The sequence below is a fragment of the Kitasatospora sp. NPDC088742 genome (assembly GCF_055584905.1).
Window position 1 is genome coordinate 83,107 of record NZ_JBVJLD010000031.1, and the last position, 21,668, is coordinate 104,774.

General features: G+C 73.4%; 16 protein-coding genes. 14 read left to right on the forward strand and 2 right to left on the reverse strand.

What is annotated here, in order from left to right; genetic code table 11:
* Nucleotides 1-45: 45 nt before the first annotated feature.
* The 13 genes from ACZ6ZR_RS23720 to ACZ6ZR_RS23780 all read left to right on the forward strand — a co-directional run bounded on the left by ACZ6ZR_RS23720 (nt 46) and on the right by ACZ6ZR_RS23780 (nt 15,924).
* Complete coding sequence (locus tag ACZ6ZR_RS23720; RefSeq protein WP_465645343.1) at nt 46-1,746, forward strand: sensor histidine kinase; 1,701 nt, start codon at nt 46-48, stop codon at nt 1,744-1,746.
* Complete coding sequence (locus ACZ6ZR_RS23725) at nt 1,743-2,156, forward strand: roadblock/LC7 domain-containing protein (RefSeq protein ID WP_465645345.1); 414 nt, start codon at nt 1,743-1,745, stop codon at nt 2,154-2,156. The genes ACZ6ZR_RS23720 and ACZ6ZR_RS23725 overlap by 4 nt, the downstream gene beginning before the upstream one ends.
* Nucleotides 2,153-2,521: a DUF742 domain-containing protein gene (locus ACZ6ZR_RS23730; RefSeq protein WP_465645347.1), complete on the forward strand. Its 369-nt coding sequence runs from the start codon at nt 2,153-2,155 to the stop codon at nt 2,519-2,521. The genes ACZ6ZR_RS23725 and ACZ6ZR_RS23730 overlap by 4 nt, the downstream gene beginning before the upstream one ends.
* Nucleotides 2,502-3,128 (forward strand): GTP-binding protein, encoded by a 627-nt coding sequence (locus tag ACZ6ZR_RS23735; protein ID WP_465645349.1) that lies wholly within the window; start codon nt 2,502-2,504, stop codon nt 3,126-3,128. The genes ACZ6ZR_RS23730 and ACZ6ZR_RS23735 overlap by 20 nt, the downstream gene beginning before the upstream one ends.
* A complete protein-coding gene (locus ACZ6ZR_RS23740; protein ID WP_465645350.1) occupies nt 3,125-4,369 on the forward strand; it encodes a cytochrome P450 in 1,245 nt (414 codons plus the stop codon). The genes ACZ6ZR_RS23735 and ACZ6ZR_RS23740 overlap by 4 nt, the downstream gene beginning before the upstream one ends.
* 76 nt (nt 4,370-4,445) lie before the next feature.
* Nucleotides 4,446-5,651 (forward strand): cytochrome P450 family protein, encoded by a 1,206-nt coding sequence (locus tag ACZ6ZR_RS23745; protein ID WP_465645352.1) that lies wholly within the window; start codon nt 4,446-4,448, stop codon nt 5,649-5,651.
* A 246-nt stretch (nt 5,652-5,897) separates the two neighbouring features.
* The gene (locus ACZ6ZR_RS23750; RefSeq protein ID WP_465645354.1) at nt 5,898-7,253 is read left to right on the forward strand and encodes an ABC transporter substrate-binding protein; all 1,356 of its coding nucleotides are present in this window, start codon (nt 5,898-5,900) and stop codon (nt 7,251-7,253) included.
* 106 nt (nt 7,254-7,359) lie between these two features.
* A complete protein-coding gene (locus ACZ6ZR_RS23755; protein ID WP_465645356.1) occupies nt 7,360-8,358 on the forward strand; it encodes a carbohydrate ABC transporter permease in 999 nt (332 codons plus the stop codon).
* On the forward strand, nt 8,355-9,254 hold the full coding sequence (locus ACZ6ZR_RS23760) for a carbohydrate ABC transporter permease (RefSeq protein WP_465645358.1): 900 nt from the start codon (nt 8,355-8,357) through the stop codon (nt 9,252-9,254). The genes ACZ6ZR_RS23755 and ACZ6ZR_RS23760 overlap by 4 nt, the downstream gene beginning before the upstream one ends.
* 112 nt (nt 9,255-9,366) lie before the next feature.
* Entirely contained in the window at nt 9,367-12,483 is a 3,117-nt protein-coding gene (locus ACZ6ZR_RS23765; protein WP_465645359.1) for an Ig-like domain-containing protein, read from the forward strand.
* A gap of 242 nt (nt 12,484-12,725) precedes the next feature.
* Nucleotides 12,726-14,270, forward strand: coding sequence for a DUF4153 domain-containing protein (locus tag ACZ6ZR_RS23770; RefSeq protein WP_465645361.1), 1,545 nt, complete (start codon nt 12,726-12,728; stop codon nt 14,268-14,270).
* Nucleotides 14,271-14,515: 245 nt separating this feature from the next.
* Nucleotides 14,516-15,199, forward strand: coding sequence for a ribonuclease HII (locus ACZ6ZR_RS23775; protein ID WP_465645363.1), 684 nt, complete (start codon nt 14,516-14,518; stop codon nt 15,197-15,199).
* Nucleotides 15,200-15,540: 341 nt separating this feature from the next.
* Nucleotides 15,541-15,924 carry a hypothetical protein gene (locus ACZ6ZR_RS23780; protein WP_465645364.1) on the forward strand — a complete coding sequence of 128 codons (384 nt, stop codon included), beginning with the start codon at nt 15,541-15,543 and terminating at the stop codon, nt 15,922-15,924.
* Nucleotides 15,925-16,059: 135 nt separating this feature from the next.
* On the opposite strand, the gene ACZ6ZR_RS23785 is transcribed toward ACZ6ZR_RS23780, so the two are convergent.
* Both ACZ6ZR_RS23785 and ACZ6ZR_RS23790 read right to left on the reverse strand, forming a co-directional pair.
* Nucleotides 16,060-16,626 (reverse strand): hypothetical protein, encoded by a 567-nt coding sequence (locus tag ACZ6ZR_RS23785; RefSeq protein WP_465645366.1) that lies wholly within the window; start codon nt 16,624-16,626, stop codon nt 16,060-16,062.
* A 477-nt stretch (nt 16,627-17,103) separates the two neighbouring features.
* Nucleotides 17,104-19,371: a RecQ family ATP-dependent DNA helicase gene (locus ACZ6ZR_RS23790; protein ID WP_465645368.1), complete on the reverse strand. Its 2,268-nt coding sequence runs from the start codon at nt 19,369-19,371 to the stop codon at nt 17,104-17,106.
* A 219-nt stretch (nt 19,372-19,590) separates the two neighbouring features.
* Here ACZ6ZR_RS23790 and ACZ6ZR_RS23795 point away from each other — a divergent pair, with 219 nt between their 5' ends.
* Complete coding sequence (locus tag ACZ6ZR_RS23795; protein WP_465645370.1) at nt 19,591-21,447, forward strand: DUF4192 domain-containing protein; 1,857 nt, start codon at nt 19,591-19,593, stop codon at nt 21,445-21,447.
* Nucleotides 21,448-21,668: the final 221 nt, after the last annotated feature.

A 21,668-nucleotide genomic window follows, 5' to 3' on the forward strand; every position in this document is an offset into this window, starting at 1 on the left:
GGTCGACCTCCCAGCAGCAGCCGTCCGCCCCCGAGGATCAGACTGATGAGAGCTCAGCCCCGCCGTGCCACCGGCGGTAGCAGCAGCACGGCCAGGTGGGCCGCGGTCGGTCTGCTGACTGGTGCCGCCGCAGGCGCCGCCGTGATCGCCGCCGCCCCGTCCGGCCACCGCGCCGCTGTGGCGGCCACGGTGGCCGGGGCCCTGCTGCTCTGGTCCGCCCTGCTCGCGCTGACCTGCCGTCAGCTCGACCGGCGCCGGCGCGCCGAGGCCGATCTGGACGCCACCCGGTACGAGCTCACCGAGACGACCGGCCGGGCCGTGGCCCTGCACGCCGAGCTCGGCGCCACCCACGCCGCCGCCGCCCGGCTGCGCGCGGAGCTGGCCACCGTCCAGGCCGAGGCCGACGCGCTCCGCGGCGACCTGCACGCCGCCAACGAGGCGCTGCACGAGAGCCGGGCCGAGGCCCACGAACTGCACGGGCTGGCCCTGGCGGCGCACGAGGAGCGCACCGCGCTCGACCGGCTGACCGGCGAGGTGCTGCCCGAGGTGGTCCGCCGGCTGCGCTCCGGCAGCTCGGCGGAGACGGTGCTGGCCGGGTACGCCGGACTCCCGCACGCCGGACTGCTGCGCACCGTGGCGACCGAGGTGGGCCGCGGCGAGCGGCAGCGGGCCGCCGCGCTCGCGGTCTGCGCGACCGCCGCCGGACGCGTCCAGGCACTGGCCACCAGCATGCACGCCGAGCTGCGCGAGATGCAGCACCGGCACGGCGAGGACGTGCTCGGCGACCTGCTGACGCTCGATCACTCCACCGCCCAGGCCGGGCGGATGGCCGACTCGATCGCGGTGCTCACCGGCGCCCGGACCGGCCGCCGCTGGACCAGGCCGATCGGCGTGGAGTCGATCCTGCGCGGCGCGCTCGGCCGGATCGGCGGCTACCGCCGGGTCCGGCTGCACTCGGCCAGCACCGCGGCGGTGGCCGGGTTCGCGGCCGAGGGCGTGATGCACGCGCTGGCCGAGATCCTGGACAACGCGGCCAACTTCTCCGCTCCGCCCGCCGAGGTGCACGTCTACGTGGAGGAGGTGCACTCCGGCCTGGTGATCACCGTCGAGGACGGCGGGCTCGGCCTCGGCGAGAGCTGGCTGCGCCGGGCCGAACAGGCCGTCTCCGCCGAGCCGCTGGACCTCGCCTCGCTCTCCTCCGGGACCCGGCTGGGCCTGGCCGTGGTCGGCGTGCTCGCCCGCAAGCACGGGCTCCAGGTCTCCTTCCGGCCGTCCGCCCGGGGCGGCACCGGCGTGGTGGTGCTGATCCCCGAGCAGCTGATCACCCACCCGGCGCCGGAGCGCCCCCAGGCGGCCGTCGAGGCCGTCCGGGCCGCCGAGCCCGCCCCCGTGCACGAGCGCCCGGCGGCCGCCCAGCCGGTGGTCACCTCGACCACCGAGCACGGCCTGCCGCAGCGCCGCCGGGGCCAGACCCTGAGCGCGGCCCAGGCCTCGACCGCCCCCGCCGTCCTGGCCCCCGCCGCCGTACCGGCCGCCCCGGCCCCGGGCGTGCCCGTACCCGCGCCGCGCGCCGACGCGGCGGTGGCGGCCGCCCGGTTCGGCGCCTTCCGCCGGGCCCTCCAGGCCGCCGACGCGCCTGCCCCCGAGACCGCCCCCGGGCCGACCGCCACGCCGGCCCGGGAGACCGGGGCCGCCACCACAGCGGCCACCTCCGACGACGTTTCCCCGAAGGACGGTCCCCGATGAGCAGCAGCAGCACCGACCGCGACCTCGACTGGCTGTTGGAGAACCTGCTGGCCTCCACCCCCGGCACCCGGCACGCCCTGGTGCTCTCGGCCGACGGCCTCAAGCTCTGCCACAGCTCGGGCCTGACGGTCGATCAGGCGGACCAGCTGGCCGCCATAGCCTCCGGCATGCAGAGCCTGGCGCACGGCGCCTCGATCGAGTTCGGGGACCGCACCGGCGGGGTGCGGCAGTCGATGACCGAGTTCCACGGCGGCATCCTGTGCATCGTCGCGGCGGGCGAGGGCGCCCACCTCGCGGTGGTCACCGAGGAGAGCGCTGACGTCGGCGTGGTCGGCCACAACATGCACGGGCTGGTCGAGCAGATCGGCAGCTACCTGACCTCCCCGGCCCGCGCGACCTCCTCGGCATGAGCGCCGCCAGGGCCGTCCCCGGCCCGGACGACTCGCCGGACCGGCTCTACACCGTGACCCGGGGCCGCAGCCGCCCGCCGGAGAACGCCTTCGACCTGGTGACGCTGATCGTCGCCGAACAGGACCCGGCGCCCGGCATGCAGTCCGAGCTGGCCCGGATCCTGGAGCTGGCCGCCGCCCCGACCGCGGTGGTCGAGCTGGCGGCCGAACTCGCCCTGCCGGTCAGCGTGGTGAAGATCCTGCTCGGCGACCTGCTGGAGGGCGGCCGGATCACCGCCCGGCACCCCCGGTTCGCGCCCAGCAAGGCGCGACTGCCCGACCTCGACACGTTGAAGCAGGTGCTGAATGGACTCCAACGCCTCTGACCGGGCGCTGCGGCGGGCGCGGGCGGTCGCCCCGCTGAGCGCCACCGCCGCCAGCGGACTGAAGATCGTGGTGGTCGGCGGCTTCGGCGTCGGCAAGACCACCCTGGTCGGCTCGGTCAGCGAGATCCGCCCGCTGAACACCGAGGAGACCATGACCCGGGCCGGCGAGGGCGTGGACGACCTCACCCTGGTCGGCTCCAAGCGGTCCACCACGGTGGCCTTCGACTTCGGCCGGATCACCCTGGACGAGCGCAACGTGCTCTACCTGTTCGGCGCGCCCGGCCAGGAGCGGTTCTGGTTCCTCTGGGACCGGCTGTTCAGCGGCGCGCTCGGCGCGGTGGTGCTGGTCGACACCCGCCGCCTGGAGGAGTCCTGGTACGCGATCGACCGGCTGGAGCAGCACGGCACCCCGTTCATCGTGGCCCGCAACAACTTCGGCCCGCCCGGCCACGGCCTGGCCGAGGTCCGGACCGCCCTCGACCTGCCCGAGCACGTCCCGCTGGTGGACTGCGACGCCCGCGACCGGGAGTCCGGCAAGCAGGTGCTGATCGGACTGGTCCGCCACATCCAGCAGTTGGCAGAGCGAGCGTACGAGGAGACCCCGTGACCCAGCCCGCGCAGACCCCGACGCCGGGCTGCCCGGCCCATGCCGACGCGGCGCCGCTGTACGGCCCGCGGTTCCAGACCGACCCGCGCGCGGTCTACCAGGAGCTGCGCGAGAAGCACGGCCCGGTGGCCCCGGTGGAGCTGGCCGGGGGAGTGCCGGCCTGGCTGGTGATCGGCTACCGCGAGCTGCAGCTGATGACCAGTCAGCCCAAGGTCTACGGCCGGGACTCCAGCCGGTGGAACCAGTGGCCGGACATCCCGGCGGACTGGCCGCTCAAGCCGATGATGGCGCCGGTGCCCTCGATCCTCTACGCGGAGGGCGCCGAGCACCAGCGCCGCAAGGCCGCGGTCACCGACGCGCTGGCGGCGGTGGACCAGTACGAGCTCAAGCAGTACTGCGAGGAGGTCGCCGACCGGCTGATCGACGGCTTCGCCGGGAAGGGCGAGGCCGAGCTGGTCGCCGACTACGCGCACCGGCTCCCGCTGCTGGTGCTCTGCCGGCTGTTCGGGCTGGACGAGGACGAGGCGCCGGTGCTGATCGGCGGGCTGGTCGCGATGCTGGACGGCGGGGCGGACGCCCAGGCCGGGGCGCAGCGGCTGCTCGACGTGATGCTCAAGCTGGTGCTGCGCAAGCGCGAGCAGCCCGGCCCCGACGTCACCTCGCGGCTGATCGGCCATCAGGCCGGGCTGACCGACGAGGAGGTGATGCGCGACCTGCGGGTGATCCTGATCGCCGGTCACCAGCCCTCCGCGTACTGGATCGCCAACGCGCTGCGCCTGATGCTCACCGACGAGCGCTTCGCCGCCTCGCTCTCCGGCGGCCGCCGCTCGATCGGCCAGGCGCTCTCCGAGGCGCTCTGGGAGGACACCCCGTCCCAGATCTTCGCCGGGCGCTGGGCCACCCGGGACACCCAGCTCGGCGGCCAGCGGATCGCCGCCGGGGACATGCTGCTGCTGGGCATGGCCGGGGCCAACACCGATCCGGCGGTGCGTCAGGCGGACGGCTCGGCGGCCGAGGGCAACCGCGCCTACCTGAGCTACTCCTACGGCCCGCACAGCTGCCCGTTCCCGGCCCAGGAGACCGCCGAGGTGATCGCCGCCACGGCGATCGAGGTGCTGCTCGACCGGCTGCCCGACCTGCGGCTGGCGGTCACCGAGTCGGCGCTGGTCTGGCGCCCGTCCGCGTGGGTGCGCGCGCTGGTCGCGCTGCCGGTCGCCTTCACCCCGGGCTACGCGGGCTGACCCGCCGTCACCTCCCGCTCCGCTCCCTCCACCCGTCCCCCGTCGTCCCCCCGTTCCCCGAACCACCGGAGGAAGCATGACCACCGCCCTCATCACGATGGACCCGCTGGCCACCGACAACGCCGCCGAGGGCGCGCTGCTGCGCGCGGCCGGCCCGGTGGTGCCGGTCGAGCTGATGGGCGGGGTGCGCGGCTGGGCCGTCACCCGGCACGAGGCCGCCCGGGCCCTGCTGACGGACGACCGGCTGGTGAAGAGCGCGCGGCACTGGGGCGCCTACCAGCGCGGCGAGGTGCCGAAGACCTGGCCGCTGATCGGGCTGGCGGTGCCGGGGCCGAGCATGGTCACCACGGACGGGGCCGAGCACCGGAGGCTGCGCTCGATCGTGGCGCAGGCCTTCACCCCGCGCCGGGTGGAGGCGATGCGGCCGGGCATCGAGCGGATGACCGCCGAACTGCTGGACCGGGTCGCGGACATGGGGCCGGAGGTGGACCTGAAGACGGTTTTCGCCTTCCCGCTGCCGATGACGGTGATCGGCACCCTGCTGGGCGTCCCGGTCGAGGACCACGCCCGGATCCGCGAGCTGTACGAGCGCTTCTTCAGCAGCGTGAAGGACCCGGCCGAGGTGCCCGCCATCATCGCGGGGCTGAACGCCTTCGTGAACGACCTGGTGGCGAAGCGGCGTTCAGAGCCCGGTGAGGACCTGACGACGGCTCTGCTGGCGGCCGACGTGGAGGGCGGGGCGCTCACCGACGAGGAGGCGGCCGCCACCCTGCGGGTGATCATCGCGGCCGGGCACGAGACCACCGTCAACCTGATCACCAACGCCGTCCGGGCCCTGCTCACCCACCCGGACCAGTTGGAGCTGGTCCGCAAGGGTGAGGTCGAGTGGGCCGCGGTGGTCGAGGAGTCGCTGCGCTGGACCCCGCCCACCTCCAACTTCCTGTTCCGCTTCACCACCGAGGACGTGGTGTACGGGGACGTGGTGATACCGGCGGGCGAGGCGGTGCTGGTCTCGTACAACGCGATCGGGCGGGACCCGGCGCAGCACGGCGTCACCGCCGAGGTGTTCGACGTGACCCGGGAGCCGTCCCGGATCCTCTCCTTCGGCCACGGACCGCACGTCTGCCCCGGGGCGTCGCTGGCGCGCCTGGAGGCGGGCATCGCGCTGCCCGCGCTGTTCGCGCGCTTCCCCGGGCTCCGGCTCGCGGTGGACGACGCGGAGCTGCGGCCGAGCCCGTCGATGGTGGTCAACTCCCTGCGGGAGCTGCCGGTCCGGCTCTGAACGGGTGCCGGTCGTGACCCGGCCGGGTGACACGGCCGGGTCACGACTGCGGCACCGGCCGATGAAGGTCGAACGCACACCTTGGCGCGGGATGACGGTTGGGTTAACGTCTTCGAGCCAGCCCGACCCCCGGGCGCGCACGGATCTCCGGTACAGCGCAGTGTTGTTCGTCCCACCGCTGGCATGTCATGCCCTGGCTAGGAGGACTTCGTTGACCACCACCCTGACCGCGACCGGAGGCCGCCGATGACGCTCCGCCCCCGGCAGTTGGCCGTTCCGGCCGCCCTGCTGCTCGCGCTCACGGCCGCCTGCTCCAACTCCTCCTCCTCGGGCGGCGGTGGCGGCGGCTCGGCCGCCCCGCTGACCGGTGACTGCGTCAAGTACCAGGCGTACGCCGGGCACTCGGGCACCAAGGTCACCATGTACGCCTCGATCCTCAGCCCCGAGTCGGACTCGCTCGAGAAGTCCTGGGCCGAGTTCAGTTCTTGTACGGGCATCAAGATCGCGTACGAGGGCTCCAGCGACTTCGAGTCCCAGCTCCAGGTGCGCGTGACCGGCGGCAACGCCCCCGATTTCGCGATCATCCCGCAGCCCGGGCTGCTGGCGCAGATGGTGAAGACCGGAAAGGTCGTGAAGCCACCGGCCGGGACCGAGGCCAACCAGGCCAAGTGGAGCCCGGTCTGGAAGACCTACGGTTCGGTCAACGGCACCTTCTACGCCGCCCCGATGAGCGCCAACATGAAGTCCCTGGTCTGGTACTCGCCCAAGTACTTCAAGCAGGCCGGCTACGAAGTGCCCAAGAGCTGGGCCGAGTTGACGGCGCTGAGCGACAAGATCGCGGGCTCCGGCTCCACCAAGCCGTGGTGCGGCGGCATCGGCTCCGGCACCGCGACCGGCTGGCCGGCCACCGACTGGCTGGAGGAGGTCGTGCTCGGCACCCACGGCGGTGAGGTCTACGACCAGTGGGTCAGCCACCAGGTGAAGTTCAGCGACCCGAAGATCACCGCCGCCCTGCAGACGGTGGCCGGCTGGATGCAGAACCCGGCCTGGGTGAACGGCGGCATCGGTGACGTGAAGTCGATCGCCACCACCACCTTCCAGGACGCCGGGGCGCCGATCCTCACCAGCAAGTGCGCCATGCTCCAGCAGGCCTCGTTCTACGCGGCCCAGTGGCCCAAGGGCACCGCGGTCGGGCCGGACGGCGACATCTTCGCCTTCCGCTTCCCGGCGGTGAACCCGGCGGTGGCCAGCCCGGTGGAGGGCGGCGGCGAGTTCCTGGCCGCGTTCAGCAACCGCCCCGAGGTGCAGGCGGTGCAGAACTACCTGTCCAGCAGCGAGTGGGCCAGCAGCCGGGTCAAGGTCTCCAAGGGCTGGGTCTCCGCCAACCAGGGCGTGGACAAGACCCTCTACACCGACCCGATCGACCAGCTCTCGGCCGCCGCGCTGACCGACCCGGCGGCGACCTTCCGGTTCGACGCCTCCGACCTGATGCCCGCCGCCGTCGGCGCGGGCGCGGAGTGGAAGGCGCTCACCGCCTGGTTCGCCGAGGGACAGGCCATCCCGAAGGTGGCGGCGGACATCGACGCGGCCTGGCCGCAGTAGACCGCCGTCACGGGCGGCGCGGGTCCACCCGCCCGCGCCGCCCTCCCCACCCGCTTCCTCTTCCCGCCCGCAACCCTCCAAGGACCGCCGAGGGAAGGACACCTGAATGACCGTCGGCCTGGCCGCCTCCGCGTGGACCGACGCCGGGATCAAGTTCGGCAACAGCCTGGGCGCCGTGGCCGGCTTCCTGGGCATCCTGCTGCTGGTCTTCTTCGCCGCCGGACGGGCGAGCGGCCGCTTCGGCAGACCGCTGGCCATCGCGGTGATGCTCGGCCCGGCCGTGCTGCTGCTGGTGATCGGCCTGGTCGCGCCGCTGGTCCGCACGCTCTTCCTGAGCCTGTACAGCTCGGACAGCTCGCGCTTCACCGGCTTCGACAACTACGCCTGGGCGTTCACCACCGAGTCCATCCACAGCGTGCTGCTGAACACCGCGCTCTGGCTGCTGGTCGCCCCGCTCACCGCCACCGGGCTCGGCCTGGTGCTGGCCCTGCTGGTGGAGCGGATGCGCTGGCAGGCGGTCTACAAGTCGCTGATCTTCCTGCCGATGGCCGTCTCGCTGGTCGGCGCCGGCATCATCTGGAAGTTCGTCTACGAGTCCCGCGGGGCCGGCCAGCCGCAGATCGGCCTGCTCAGCCAACTGGCCGTCAGCCTCGGCTGGGAGCAGCCGCCGAACTGGATCCTCAGCCAGCCGCTGAACAACTTCCTGCTGATGGCGGTCATGGTCTGGGTGCAGACCGGCTTCGCCATGGTGGTGCTCTCGGCCGCGATCAAGGCGATCCCGGACGAGGTCACCGAGGCGGCCCGGCTGGACGGGGCGCAGGGCTTCCGGCTGTTCAAGGACATCACCGTGCCGATGATCCGCACCACCCTGGTGGTGGTGCTCACCACGGTGATGATCACCACCCTGAAGGCCTTCGACATCGTCCGCACCATGACCGGCGGCAACTTCGGCACCCAGGTGCTGGCCAACGAGATGTACTCGCAGTCCTTCGTCCAGTTCGACGTCGGACGCGGCTCGGCTCTGGCGGTCATCCTCTTCCTGGCCGTGCTGCCCCTGGTGGCCTACAACATCGTCCAGCTGCGCAAGGAGCGTGAGACCCGGTGAAGGCCGTGCGCAAGGCGTTCGGAGGGCCGCTGGGCTCGCTCTTCGTGATCGCCGTGACGGTGCTCTGGACCATCCCCACCCTGGGCCTGCTGGTGACCTCGCTGCGGCCCAAGCAGCAGGTGGCGACCACGGGTTGGTGGGAGGTGTTCTCCGACCCGTCGATCGGCTTCGAGAACTACCACGCGGTGCTGTTCGAGGGCGGCTTCGGCAACAGCAACGGCCTGATGCCCTTCCTGGTCAACTCGCTGGCCATCGCGATCCCGGCCACCGTCTTCCCGCTGGTGCTGGCCTCGATGGCCGCCTACGCGCTGGCCTGGGTGCGGTTCCGGGGGAGCGACACGGTCTTCTTCGTGATCTTCGCGCTGCAGGTGGTGCCGCTGCAGATGGCGCTCATCCCGCTGCTCCAACTCTTCTCCGGCGGTGCCCACCTGGGCTCGGTGACCATCATCCCGGCGGTGAACCTGAGCGACACCTACGTGCCGGTCTGGCTGGCGCACACCATGTTCGCCCTGCCGCTGGCCACCTTCCTGCTGCACAACTTCGTCTCCCAGCTGCCCCGGGACCTGATGGAGGCGGCGGTCGTGGACGGCGCCTCGCACTTCAAGATCTTCCGCTCCATCGTGCTGCCGCTCTGCACCCCGGCGCTGGCCTCCTTCGCCATCTTCGAGTTCCTCTGGGTCTGGAACGACCTGCTGGTCGCCCTGACCTTCTCCGGCGGGCTGGCCGAGGTGGCCCCGATGACGGTGCGGCTCGCCCAGCTGTCGGGTTCGTTCGGCGGCCGGTGGGAGCTGCTGACGGCCGGCGCGTTCCTCTCGCTGATCGTTCCGTTGATCGTCTTCTTTGCGCTGCAACGGTACTTCGTACGAGGTCTGCTGGCCGGTTCTGTCAAGGGTTGACCGGCTGACGAACTGTCATGGCACGTGAATGTGTGGATTCTGCGGACATGCGCCCGCTCGACCCGGTACACAGGTGGCGGCATTTCGCCGTTGACAGACCTGGGGGCAGTGCGTGCGGTACAGAGAACGACTTTCGGGGCTGTTGGTGGCCCTGCTCGCGGCGGCCAGCCTGGCCACCCCGACGAACGCGTCCGCCCTGGACGCAACGGCGAAGCTCGGCAACACCACGACGGGCACCGCCACCGACTCCGGTGACTCCAACCACCTGAACGCCTCCCGCTACGTGATCGGGAGCAAGGGCGGGCAGGTCAGCAGCGTCTCGGTGTACGTGGGCGCGGTCGACGCCGCGCCCAACAACCAGTACCAGGTGGCCGTGTACGGTGACGCCGGCGGCAAGCCGGGTGCCCTGCTGGCCAACAGCGCGGCGGGCACGCTGACCGCCAACTCCTGGAACTCCCTTCCGGTCTCGGCCACCCTGAGCCCCAACACCGCCTACTGGCTGGCCTACAACAGCAACGGCTCCAGCCAGGCCGTGAACAACCTGCGCTACTCGACCGGCGGCAAGGGCGCGTACAGCAACTCCTCCTCCCCGTACGGGAGCTGGCCGTCCACCTTCGGGGCGTCCAGCAACACCGGCCTGGACTTCTCCATCAACGCGACCTACACGGTGGGGAACCCGCCGGTCTGGACGCCGGGCGCCGGCCCGGGGGCGAGCGGGCCGGTCCTGCTGGTCACCACCGCGGGCAACCCGTACTCCAAGTACCTCGCGGAGATCCTGAAGGCCGAGGGGCTCAACAGCTTCAAGACCGTGGACCTCTCGCAGGTGAACAGTCTGGTGCTGAGCCAGCAGAGCCTGGTGCTGCTCGGTGAGACCGCCCTGACGGACGCTCAGGTCACGATGTTCTCCAACTGGACCAGCACCGGCGGACGGCTGGTCGCGATGCGGCCGGACAAGAAGCTGGCCCCGCTGCTGGGCCTGACCGCCAGTGCCAACACGCTGGCCGACACCTACCTGAAGATCGACACCTCGGCCGCCCCCGGCGCCGGGCTGACCGCCGACACCATGGGCTTCCACGGCACCGCCGACCGGTACACCCTGAACGGCGCGACCGCCGTGGCCACGCTCTACAGCGACGTCTCCACCGCCACCACCAGCCCGGCGGTCTCGCTCCGGGCGGTCGGCAGCGGCCAGGCCGCGGCGTTCACCTTCGACCTGGCCCGCTCGGTGGTGCAGACCCGGCAGGGCAACGCCGCCTGGGCCGGCCAGCAGCGCGACGGCGTGGACGGCTACGAGGCCAGCGAGATGTTCTTCGGCCAGACCGGGCAGGCGGACTGGAACAACCTGGACAAGGCGCTGATCCCGATCGCCGACGAGCAGCAGCGGCTGCTGGCCAACCTGGTGACCAGGATGAACCTCTCCAAGGCTCCGCTGCCGCGGTTCTGGTACTTCCCCCGGGACGTCAAGGCGGTCGTGGTGATGACCGGTGACGACCACGGCGTGGGCGGCACCTCCGGGCGCTGGGACAGCTTCATCTCGCAGAGCCCGGCCGGCTGCAAGGTGGCCGACTGGGAGTGCGTGCGCGGCTCCTCGTACCTCTACAGCGGGGGCCCGCTGACCGCGGCCCAGGCGCAGGCCTACTCCGACGAGGGCTTCGAGATCGGCTCGCACATCACCACCGACTGCCGCCCGTGGGGCACCACGGCCAACCTGCAGTCCATGTACAGCACCCAGTTGAACGCCTGGAAGGCCAAGTACCCGGCGCTGCCGACGCCTTCGAGCAGCCGCACGCACTGCGTGGAGTGGGACGACTGGGCCACCCAGGCCAAGACCAAGCTGGCCAACGGCATCCGGATGGACCACGACTACTACTACTATCCGGCCGCCTTCGTGAACGACCGGCCCGGCTACTTCAACGGCACCGGGCTGCCGATGAAGTTCGCCGACACCGACGGCAGCGTCATCGACGTCTACCAGGCCACCACCCAGATCACCGACGAGTCCGGCCAGTCCGAGCCGGGCACGGTCAACACGCTGCTGAACGCCGCCTACGGCGCCCAGGGTTACTACACCGCGCTGACCGCCAACATCCACACCGACTTCGCCCCCTCGCAGACCGCCGACCAGATCGTGGCGGCGGCCAAGGCCAAGGGCGCGCCGGTGGTCTCCAGCCGTCAGCTGCTCAACTGGCTGGACGGGCGCAACGGTTCGGCCTTCAGCGGGATCAGCTGGAACGGCACCACGCTCTCCTTCTCGGTCACCGGCGGGGTCAACGGCCTGCGGGCCATGCTGCCGGTGCAGGCCGCCAGCGGCACGCTGACCGGGATCAAGCAGGGCGGGGTGCCGGTGCCCTACCGGGTGGAGACGGTCAAGGGCGTCAACTACGCCTTCTTCGACGGCAACGTCGGCTCCTTCACCGCCACCTACGGCCAGGACACCACCAAGCCGACCGTCACCGGCACCACCCCGGCCAACGGCGCCACCGGCGTGCCCGGGCAGAACCCGCTGCGCTTCGCCTTCAGCGAGCCGCTGGACGGGTCCTCGGTGGGCGCCGGCGACGTCACGGTGGTCCGGACCGCCGACGGCGCGGCCGTCGGCGGCACCGTCTCGTACGACTCCACCACCAGCGGGGTGGTCTTCACCCCGGCGGCGCCGCTGGACGTGACGACCGGTTACACCGCCACCGTGCAGGGCGTCCGGGACGTGGCGGGGAACGTGCTGGCCGCGCCGTACACCATCTCCTTCACCACGGCCGCGCCGCCGCCGCTGACCATCGGCAACGCCGGCACCGGCGTCCAGACCGACGACAACGACGCCAACCACCTGAACGGCAGCCGGATCGTCACGGGCTCCTCGCCGGTGACCCTCAAGCAGCTCAGCGTGCACGTCGGGTCGATCAGCGCGGCGCCCAACAACCAGTACCAGCTGGCGGTCTACAGCGACGCCGACGGCGTGCCGGGCGACCTGGTGGTCAACACCGCGGCCGGGACGCTGACGGCGGACACGTGGAACTCGCTGCCGGTGGACGTCACGCTGGCGGCGGGGACGGCGTACTGGCTGGTCTACAACACCAATGGGACGGGGCCGGCGCTGAACAACATGCACTACAGCGCCGGGTCCTTCGGCGACGGCGCGTACCAGGGGGCGGCGGTGCCGTTCGGCACCTGGCCCACCAGCTTCGGGCCGGCCAACCGGACCTCGCTGTCGTACTCGCTCTACGGGACGTACTGAGGCTTCGTCACAGGTCAGTGACAGAAGCGGATTGCGTTTTGAACCTGTTCAGATAGCTGGATAGTCTCCAAGGGTCTCGGGCACGGCGCAGCATCCCTGAGTGGTGCTGTGCCGTGCCCGTCGAACTCTGAGGGAGCGTCATGTCCACTCCACCCACGGGCGGTTCGCCAGTTCCTCCGCCGGCTTCGCCGGTTCCGCCGGTTCGGTCGGCTTCGTCGGTGCCTCCGAAGGGTCCTGCGCCGGTGCCTCCGCAGGTCGGCAACGTCTGGGCACCGCCGAGGCCCGCTCCGAAGCCGCTCTGGGACACCGGCACCGCCGCCGAGCGGCCGGCCCCGCCCGGTGGGCGGGTGCTGTTCGGGGTCCTGCTGAGCGGGGTGGTCGCGGCCACCGTGCTGAGCGAGGGCGCGGGCGTGAACCTGCTGCTGGTGGCGCTGGCCGCCGCCGTGGCGGCCGGATCGGCCGCGCTGGCGCGTGGGCGGCGGGCCCGGCCGTGGACCTTGGTCTGGGGCGTCTCGGCCTTCGCGCTGCTGCTGGTGCCCGTGCTCAGCGACGCGGGCTGGCCGAGCTTCCTGGCCGTCGTCGCGGCGGTCGGGGCGGCCTCGCTGGCCCTGCACGGCGGCACCCGGTGGGCGGCCGTGCTGCTCGGTCCGATCTGGCTCCTGCCGCACTTCTTCACGGCCCTGCCGTGGGCGGCCCGGGGGCTGAAGGGCCGTTCGCTGCCGTCCTCGGCGCGGTCCAGGGCGGTGCCGCTGATCAAGTCGCTGGTGGTGACGGGCGTGCTGCTGCTGGTCTTCGGCGCACTGTTCGCCAGCGCCGACGCGGCGGTGGGCGAACTGGTCGACGACCTGGTGCCCACCTTCGACCTGGGTGAACTCCCGTTCCGCGCCGTCCTGTTCGGCATCGGCGCGGCGATCGCCCTGGCCGCCGCGCACACCGCCGCCGCACCGCGGCGCTTCGACCGGCTCCCGGTCAAGCCCGGACGCGAGCGGGGCCGCACCGAGTGGGCCGTCCCGATCGTCGCGCTCAACCTGCTCTTCGGCGGGTTCGTCGCCATCCAGGCGGTGGTCTTCTTCGGCGGCTACGAGGCCGTGATGAGCAAGCCCGGGCTGGTGCCGGCCGAGTACGCCCGGCAGGGCTTCTGGCAGCTGCTCTGGGTCACCGTGCTCGCCCTCGCCGTGGTCGCGCTGGCCCAGCGCTGGGCACCCCGGCAGCACGCCTCCGACCGGCTGCTCGCCAAGGGGCTGGTCGGCCTGCTCTGCGTGCTCACCCTGGTCGTGGTCGCCTCCGCGTACTACCGGATGCAGCGCTACGTCGACGTCTTCGGGCTGACCCGGCTGCGGGTGACGGTCACGGCGGCGGAGCTCTGGCTCGGGGTGGTCTTCCTGCTGGTGCTGGTCGCGGTGCTGGCCGGGGCCCCGGTCGCGCGGATGCTGCCCCGGGCCGTGGCGCTGAGCGCGGTGGCGGGGGTGGCCGTCTTCGGCCTGGTCCGGCCGGACGCGCTGATCGCCGAGCAGAACGTCGCCCGCTTCGAGCGCCTGGGCACCATCGATCTCGACTACCTGAGCAGCCTCTCCGCCGACGCCGTCCCGGCGCTCGACCGGCTGCCCGGGGAGCGGCGCACCTGCGCCCTCCAGTCCATCGCCGCCTCGCTCGACGGGCGGGACACCCCCTGGTACGCGGCCAGCCTCTCGGAGAGCCGGGCCAAGGACGTGCTGCGGGAGCGGCCGGTGGACCCGAACGCGCGGTGCGGCACCAGCCGCTACCCGGTGGGAGAAGAACTGCCGTAGCGGGCGGCGGGGTTGGCGGTCGGCTGGAGCGGTGGGACGGGCTGCCGCGGGCGTGCCGGGGGGCACGTCCGCGGCAGGTCCCGTTCCCTTTCCCGTGTCTGCTGCCGGGGCCGGTCCGTGCGTCGTCCGGCCGGCCTCGTGGTGGCCCCTCTCCGTGATCGTCCCGGGGGCGGTCGGCGGTGTCCTACGCTGGACGGTGCGCGGGGCTGGTCTCCGTCGAACCGCCCCGGAACGAAGGACCCGTCATGCCGTACGACCCGCCCAGCCACTCGGTCGAACGCTCGCTGCGCCGGGCGGGCGCCCAGGTGGTGGTCGGACTGGACGAGGTCGGCCGGGGCGCCTGGGCCGGGCCGGTCACCGTCGGCGCCGCGGTCACCGGGCTGCGCAAGCCGCCCGCCGGGCTGACCGACTCCAAGCTGCTCACCGAGAAGCGCCGGGCCGAACTCGCCCCCGTGCTCGCCGACTGGGTCACCGCCTACGCGCTCGGCCACGCCTCGCCTGAGGAGTGCGACGAACTCGGCATGACCGCCGCGCTGCGGCTGGCGGCGGTGCGTGCGCTGGAGGCCCTGCCGGTCCGGCCGGACGCGGTGATCCTCGACGGCAAGCACGACTACCTCGGCGGCCCGTGGCGGGTCCGCACCGTGATCAAGGGTGACCAGTCCTGTATCTGTGTCTCCGCCGCCTCGGTCCTCGCCAAGGTGGAGCGGGACACGATGATGGCCGGGCTGGGCGAGGAGTACCCCGAGTTCGCCTTCGCCGAGAACGCCGGCTACCCCTCGCCGGTGCACCGCGCCGCGCTGGAGGAGCACGGCCCGACCCGCCACCACCGGCTGTCCTGGGCGTACATGGACGCGCTGCCGCGGTGGAGCCACCTCAAGCGGGTGCGCGAGCCCGAGCCCCAGGACGAGCAGCTGACGCTGGGCTTCTGACGCGGTGTCGGGCGGATGACCACTCGGTCCCAACTGGTGGGGTGCCCGTGCGCGTTCGAGCGCTATTTGATAGACATCGGGTCATGCCTGTTTCCCCCGAGGATCGGGAAAACCACGTGCGCGTGGAGCCCGGGATCCACGAGAGTGTTCCGGGCCCCGGTGTCCCCCTCCCGCGAGAGTCCTTCCCCCGTATGCCTGATGCCCAGTCCGCTGGTGTCCCGTCCGCCACTCCTAGCCGATCCGTCCCGCTCCCCGGGCCGCGTCCGGCCCCCAAGCCCGGCCCCCGCCCCGGCCCGCCGCCGGGCCCCGTAGCTCAGAAGCCGGGCGCCGAGGTGCAGTTGGTGCGCACCACCGCCCGCGACGCCGTCGAGCGGGCCGACGAGGCCGTGGACCGGCTGATCGAGTCGGGCCGTGGGCCGGAGTCGGTCCTGGTCCTGACGGTGGGTGACCCGCACCCCTGGCAGCAGCACGAGCTCACCTTCGGCGAGGAGCGCTACTGGGCGCAGCTCACCGAGGGCGGCGACGTCTTCTACGCCGACGCCGCGGCGACCAGGACGGTCGGCCGTCCGGTGGTGGTCCTGGTGGCCAACTCGGCGGGCGGTGAGCGGCTGGCGAAGGCTGCCCGCAGCGCGCAGGAGTTGGCCGGCGAGCTGCTGCTGGTCTGCGGTGAGGCCGCCGTGGTCGGCCCCCTGTTCCCGGGGGCGAAGAGCCCGGTCGGCGTCTGAGCCGTTCCGTTCCCGTCGGCGGTGGTGGTCCCCGGGTCGTGCATCCGGGACCACCACCGTTCGGTGTCCTCTGCTGCTCTTCTGGCTGGCCGTCAGGGGCTGGTCCGCCGTAGGTGACCGGCCCGACCCGAGACGTCAGCCGGTCGCGGTGCGGCGCAGCGGGCTGACCGGGGCGACCTGGCCCGGGCGGCTGCGGGTGGTCGAGCGCGGCGCGAGCTCGGTGACGGTGTGCACCGGGCCGTCGGCCCAGGAGTCCGAGTTCGGCGTGCGGCCGCTGCGGCCGTCCCCGAGGGACTGCCAGCCGGTCGGCGTGAGCGCGATGTACGAGCCGCAGCGCAGTCCGTGCAGGGCGGACGCGTCGCGCAGGGCCCACATCCACGCGCCGTCCTGCTCCGTCCACCCCGGTGAGCCCTCGCGGCAGCGCAGCAGGACCGCCGTCCGGCTCGGCCGGGCCAACCGCAGGTCGTGCGGGGTGACCATCCGGAGGTGGGAGAGGATCTCGTTCCGGAACTGCCAGCCGTCCTGGACCTGATGGCGGGCGGGGAACGAGGCGGACGCGGTGACCTGGTGCAGGGCGTCCAGCACCGCGACCACCGTGGTGCCCGGCTGCGGAAGGTGACGCTGGTGCAGCTCGGCGACGAACTCGCGCGGGGCGCGCAGCAGTGGGACGTCGGCCTCCGCCCAGCCTTCGAGGTCGAGCATGCGTCTCCGGGAGAACCGGGGTCGGTCGCTGCCGCTGATCACGATCCTCCTTCCCGGCCCGTCGCCCGCGTGGCACGGGGCAGGCGGGTAGCTGCGTACGCCGAAGGCCGGGTCCACCGGACCGGGCTCTGGGTACCTCCCAATTCTCAGGTCAGAACGGCTGAGCGGCAACGATGAAATGACGAACAGCGCCCGAATGCCTACGGTCTGCCGGATATATTCCACCTCGGGCTGACTGCCATTCGGCTGACGGCGGATCGGATCTGTCAGGTTTGCGGTCACGGGTCGTCAGGTCGCCCTCCGGGCAAGGGCTTCACGGTGCCCCGTCCGCTCCTTCCGCCCTTCCGTTCCCGCTCTTCCGCCCCGCCCCGCCGGTCAGGGGCGGGTGGCTCGGACCCGTGCGACTCCTTCCGTGCTGCTCGTGCTCATCCGTCTCGTGCGCGTGCGGTCGTGCGCGTGCGGTCGTGCCCGTGCGGCTCAGGCCTGGACCGCGAGGGTGAGCGGGAGGACCGGGCCCGTGCCGGCGCGGCGCAGCAGCCGGGCCGCCACGGTGACCGTCCAGCCGGAGTCGACCAGGTCGTCCACCAGCAGGACCGGGCCGGGGGAGGCCGCGATCGCCTGCTGCAGCTCGTCCGGGACCACCAGGGCGCCCGCCAGGGAGTGGAGGCGCTGGGCGCTGTTGCTCCGGGGCCCGTGCGGCGGGCGGCCGTCGGCGTAGGAGACCCGGCCGAGCAGCGGCAGCCGGCCGACCTCCGCGATCCGGGCGCCCAGGGAGGCCACCAGCTGGGGGCGGCGGCCCGAGTCCAAGGTGACCACGCCGACCGGACGGGCCAACCGCGCGCCCTCGGCGCCCTCCGGGCCGGCCCAACCGCCGGGGCCGCGCGCCCAGTCGGCGAGCACGCTGACCATCGCGTCGAGCACCTCGGACGGGACCGGGCCGTCCGGGGCGTCGTCGGCGAGCAGGCTCCGCAGCCGGGTGCCCCAGCCGATGTCCGACAGCCGACCGAGGGCCCGGCCGGTCTCGGCCTGCTCGCCTGCCGGGATGCGGCCCTTGAGCGGCACCCCGATCGCCTCCATGCCGGTCGGCCAGAGGCGGCGCGGCTCGAAGCTGACGCCCGGTCGGCCGAGGGCGGCCCGGGCCGCGGCCATGGCCTCGTCCGACACCTCGGGGGAGCGGCGCAGCCCGGTGCAGTTGTCGCACCGGCCGCACGCGGCGGCCTGCTCGTCGTCCAGCTGACGGCGCAGGAACTCCATCCGGCAGCTGCCGGTGGTGGCGTACTCCCGCATGGCCCGCTGCTCGGCGGTGCGGGACTCGGCGACCTTCGCGTAGCGGGCCGCGTCATACGTCCACTCCTGGCCGGTGGACGTCCAGCCGCCGCGCACGCGGCGGACCGCGCCGTCCACGTCGAGCACCTTGAGCATGGTCTCCAGCCGGGCCCGGCGGAGGTCCACCCGGGGCTCCAGGGCGGCGGTGGAGAGCGGGCGCCCGGCCTCGGCGAGCGCGTCCAGGGTGCGCCGCACCTGCTCCTCGGCGGGGAATCCCAGTGAGGCGAAGTAGCGCCAGATCGCCTCGTCCTCGCGGCCGGGCAGCAGCAGCACCTCGGCCCGGTCCACCCCGCGCCCGGCGCGGCCGACCTGCTGGTAGTAGGCGATCGGGGAGCCGGGCGAGCCGAGGTGCACGACGAAGCCGAGGTCCGGCTTGTCGAAGCCCATGCCCAGGGCGGAGGTGGCGACCAGGGCCTTCACCCTGTTCGCCAGGAGGTCGGCCTCGGCGGTGCGGCGCTCGGCGTCCTCGGTGCGGCCGGAGTAGGACGCGACCGGATAGCCGCGCTGGCGGAGGAAGGCGGTCACCTCGTCGGCGGCGGCCACGGTGAGGGTGTAGACGATGCCCGAGCCGGGGAGCTCGGCCAGGTGGTCGGACAGCCAGGCGAGGCGGTGCGCGGGGTCGGGCAGGTCGAGCACGCCGAGGCTGAGGCTCTCGCGGTCGAGCGGACCGCGCAGCACCAGGGCGGAGCCGTCGGCGCCCGGCTGTGCGGTGGCGCCCGGCTGCGCGGTGGTGGTGCCGCCGGTACCGCCGGTGCCGAGCTGCTCGGCGACGTCGGCGGTGACCCGGGCGTTGGCGGTCGCGGTGGTGGCCAGCACCGGGACGCCGGGGGAGAGCTCGGCCAGCATGGTGCGCAGGCGGCGGTAGTCGGGGCGGAAGTCGTGGCCCCAGTCGGAGATGCAGTGCGCTTCGTCGACCACCAGCAGGCCGGTGGAGGCGGCCAGCTTGGGCAGCACCTGGTCGCGGAAGTCGGGGTTGTTCAGCCGCTCGGGGCTGACCAGCAGGACGTCCACCTGACCGGCCGCCACCTCGGCCTGGATGTCGTCCCACTCCTCCGGATTGGCCGAGTTGATGGTGCGGGCGTGGATGCCGGCCTTGGCGGCGGAGTCGACCTGATTGCGCATCAGGGCGAGCAGCGGGGAGACGATCACCGTCGGCCCGGCGCCCCGGGCCCGCAGCAGCGCGGTGGAGATGAAGTAGACGGCGGACTTCCCCCAGCCGGTGCGCTGCACCACCAGCGCCCGGCGGTGGTCGACCACCAGGGCCTCGATGGCCAGCCACTGGTCCTCCCGCAGGACGGCGGCCGGGCCGGCCAGCTCGCGGAGCACGGCCTCGGCCCGGGCCCGGACGGCGGCGCGGTCCGTCGTCGGGGCCTCGGGGTGGTCGGTGGCGGTGGCGGGGTGCTGCGGCGGCTGGGTCATGGCTCATGGATACAGGCTCGGAGCGACAGTCCGCGAACAGTGGTGGCCGGGCCGCTGCGGTCGGTTCATCAGCACATCATCCAAGTCGGAGTCATCTGTCCCTTTTGGTGCACTATGTGAATGGACCGAACGGGTGAGCTGATGCTGACCCCCCGGAGTTGTCCACAGGAAAAGGCAGTTCACCGGGGTCGGTACCCTCCGCGCGGCACGCTTCCGGACATGAACGAGGAACACGTCATGCAGTCCGCCGCCCCGCTCTCCGGTCAGTTCCCGCTCCGGATGCGCGGCCCGGCCGACATGGCCGAGATGCTCCCCTACCTCCTCGGCTTCTTCCCGGACGACAGCATCGTCGCGGTCGGTCTCCAGGGGCCGACGCTCCAGCAGGGCGGGGTCATCCGGCTCGACATCCCGGCCGATCCGGCGACGTGGCCGGCGGTCGCGGCCGACACCGCCCGGCTGCTGGTCGGGCTCTCCGAGCAGCGGGACAGGCGCCCCGAGCAGGTGCTCCTCTACCTCTGCCGGGACGCTGCGGATCCGCCCGGCGCAGCCCGGTCACCGGCCTCCGCACCGTCACCGCCCCCGGTGGTGCTCTCCCGGGGCGCGCCCGGCTTCGACCGGGTCTGGCCGCCGGGCGCCGACGGGCCGGCGGAGCCGGGGCCTCCTGACGGACAGTCGGCGGAGCCGGTGGACGGCCCGGGGGTGGTGGCCCTGCTGCGGCCGCTGGCCGAGCAGTTGGCGCAGGAGTTCCGCGCCGCAGGGGTCATGGTGAAGGAGTCCCTGTGCGTCTCGGACGGGAGGTGGTGGTCCTTCCTCTGCGGTGAGGCGGGCTGCTGCGACCCGGCCGGCGTACTGATCCGGTCGATCCGGCTGCCCAGCCCGATCGCGGCGGCCGCCGCCTACGCCGGGGTGGCGCCCCGGGGCAGTCGTAAGGCGATCGCGGCCGGCCTCGCACCGATCGGGCCGCCGGGTGACGACGCGCAGCGGGAGGCCCTCGAGCTGGCCGGGCCCGAGCTGATCGGTGAACTCGCCGGTCCCGGCGGCCGGTTCGCGGTCCTGGAGCGCACCGCCGGGCTGCTGGCCGAAGCCCTGGCCGACTTCGGTGGCGGAGCCCGCGAGCTCGACCCGGCCCGGACGGCCCGCCTGCTGGTCGGCCTCCAGGACAAGCTGGCCCGGGACAGGGGCGCCGAGTACGCCGAGCCGGACGAGCTGGTCCCGGCCCAGCGCCTGTGGCGCTACCTCGCCCGCCGCTGCGTCCCGCCCTTCGAGCACTACGCCGCCCCGCCGCTCACCCTGCTGGCCTGGACGTCCTGGCTGGCCGGGGACACCGCCACGGCCCGAGTGGTGCTGGCCCGGGTGCTCGACCTCGACCAGGCGTACACGCTGGCGCAGCTGCTCTACGAGTCGCTGAACGGCGGCCTCCATCCCGGCGAACTGCTCGACCGGGTCCGCCGGGAGCGCCTGGCACGCCAGCAGCTGGCCGGGCTCCAGCGCCCGGCCGGTGACGGGCCGGGGCTCTACGGGGTGCGGTTCCCCGGCGCCACCGCCGGCCCCGGGGCGGGGGCAGGGGCGGGCCCGGCCCCGGGAGCCGGGGGTGGGCCGGCGGTGGAGGAGGGGCCGGTGGATACCGGGGCGGCCGACTCCGGGGCGGCGCCTCACGGGGAGGAGGCAGGCCCGTGGGCGGGCCATGGTGCGGCCGGTTCTGACGATCCGTCCGAGCCGCACGGCGAGCGGCCGTCCCCGCCCGACGGCGCGGGGCCGACGGACGGGGGCGGCCGGAAGGGCGGCGGCCCCGGGGCCCCGGCGAACCCGGCCCGTGGTCAGGGCAGGGGAGGCTCCCGAGGCCGCGTCGGGCGGCAGGGTGGCGCGGCCCCGGCCCCGGAGCCGGGCGAGGAGGAGCCCGGAGCACGTCGGGCACCCCGTCAGCCGCCGCGCCCCGCTCGCCGGAAGGGCCGCCGCCACGGCGGCCGCAACCTGGGCTCGGCTCCTGTCCCACCCCTGGTGCCCAATGACGGCCCGGCCGACCACCGCCGGTCCGAGCCGGCGGGCCGTACCCGACGGGCGGGGCGCTCCGGATGACGGAGCGTCAGCGAGGCGGCCGGCCCTGCCAGGGCCGGTCCGCCCTGCCCAGCACGGCTCCGTCGCGACTCCGCCACGGTCGGGTGGACCGCCGTGCCCGCCCGCGGCTAGTGCCGTGCCCGGCAAGGTTTGCCCCGTCACGCCGCCCGGCACGCACTCTCGCCGCACCGGCCAAAGGCCCGGGTAGCTCCGCTACGACGGGCCTTCGCCCGGCACGCCGA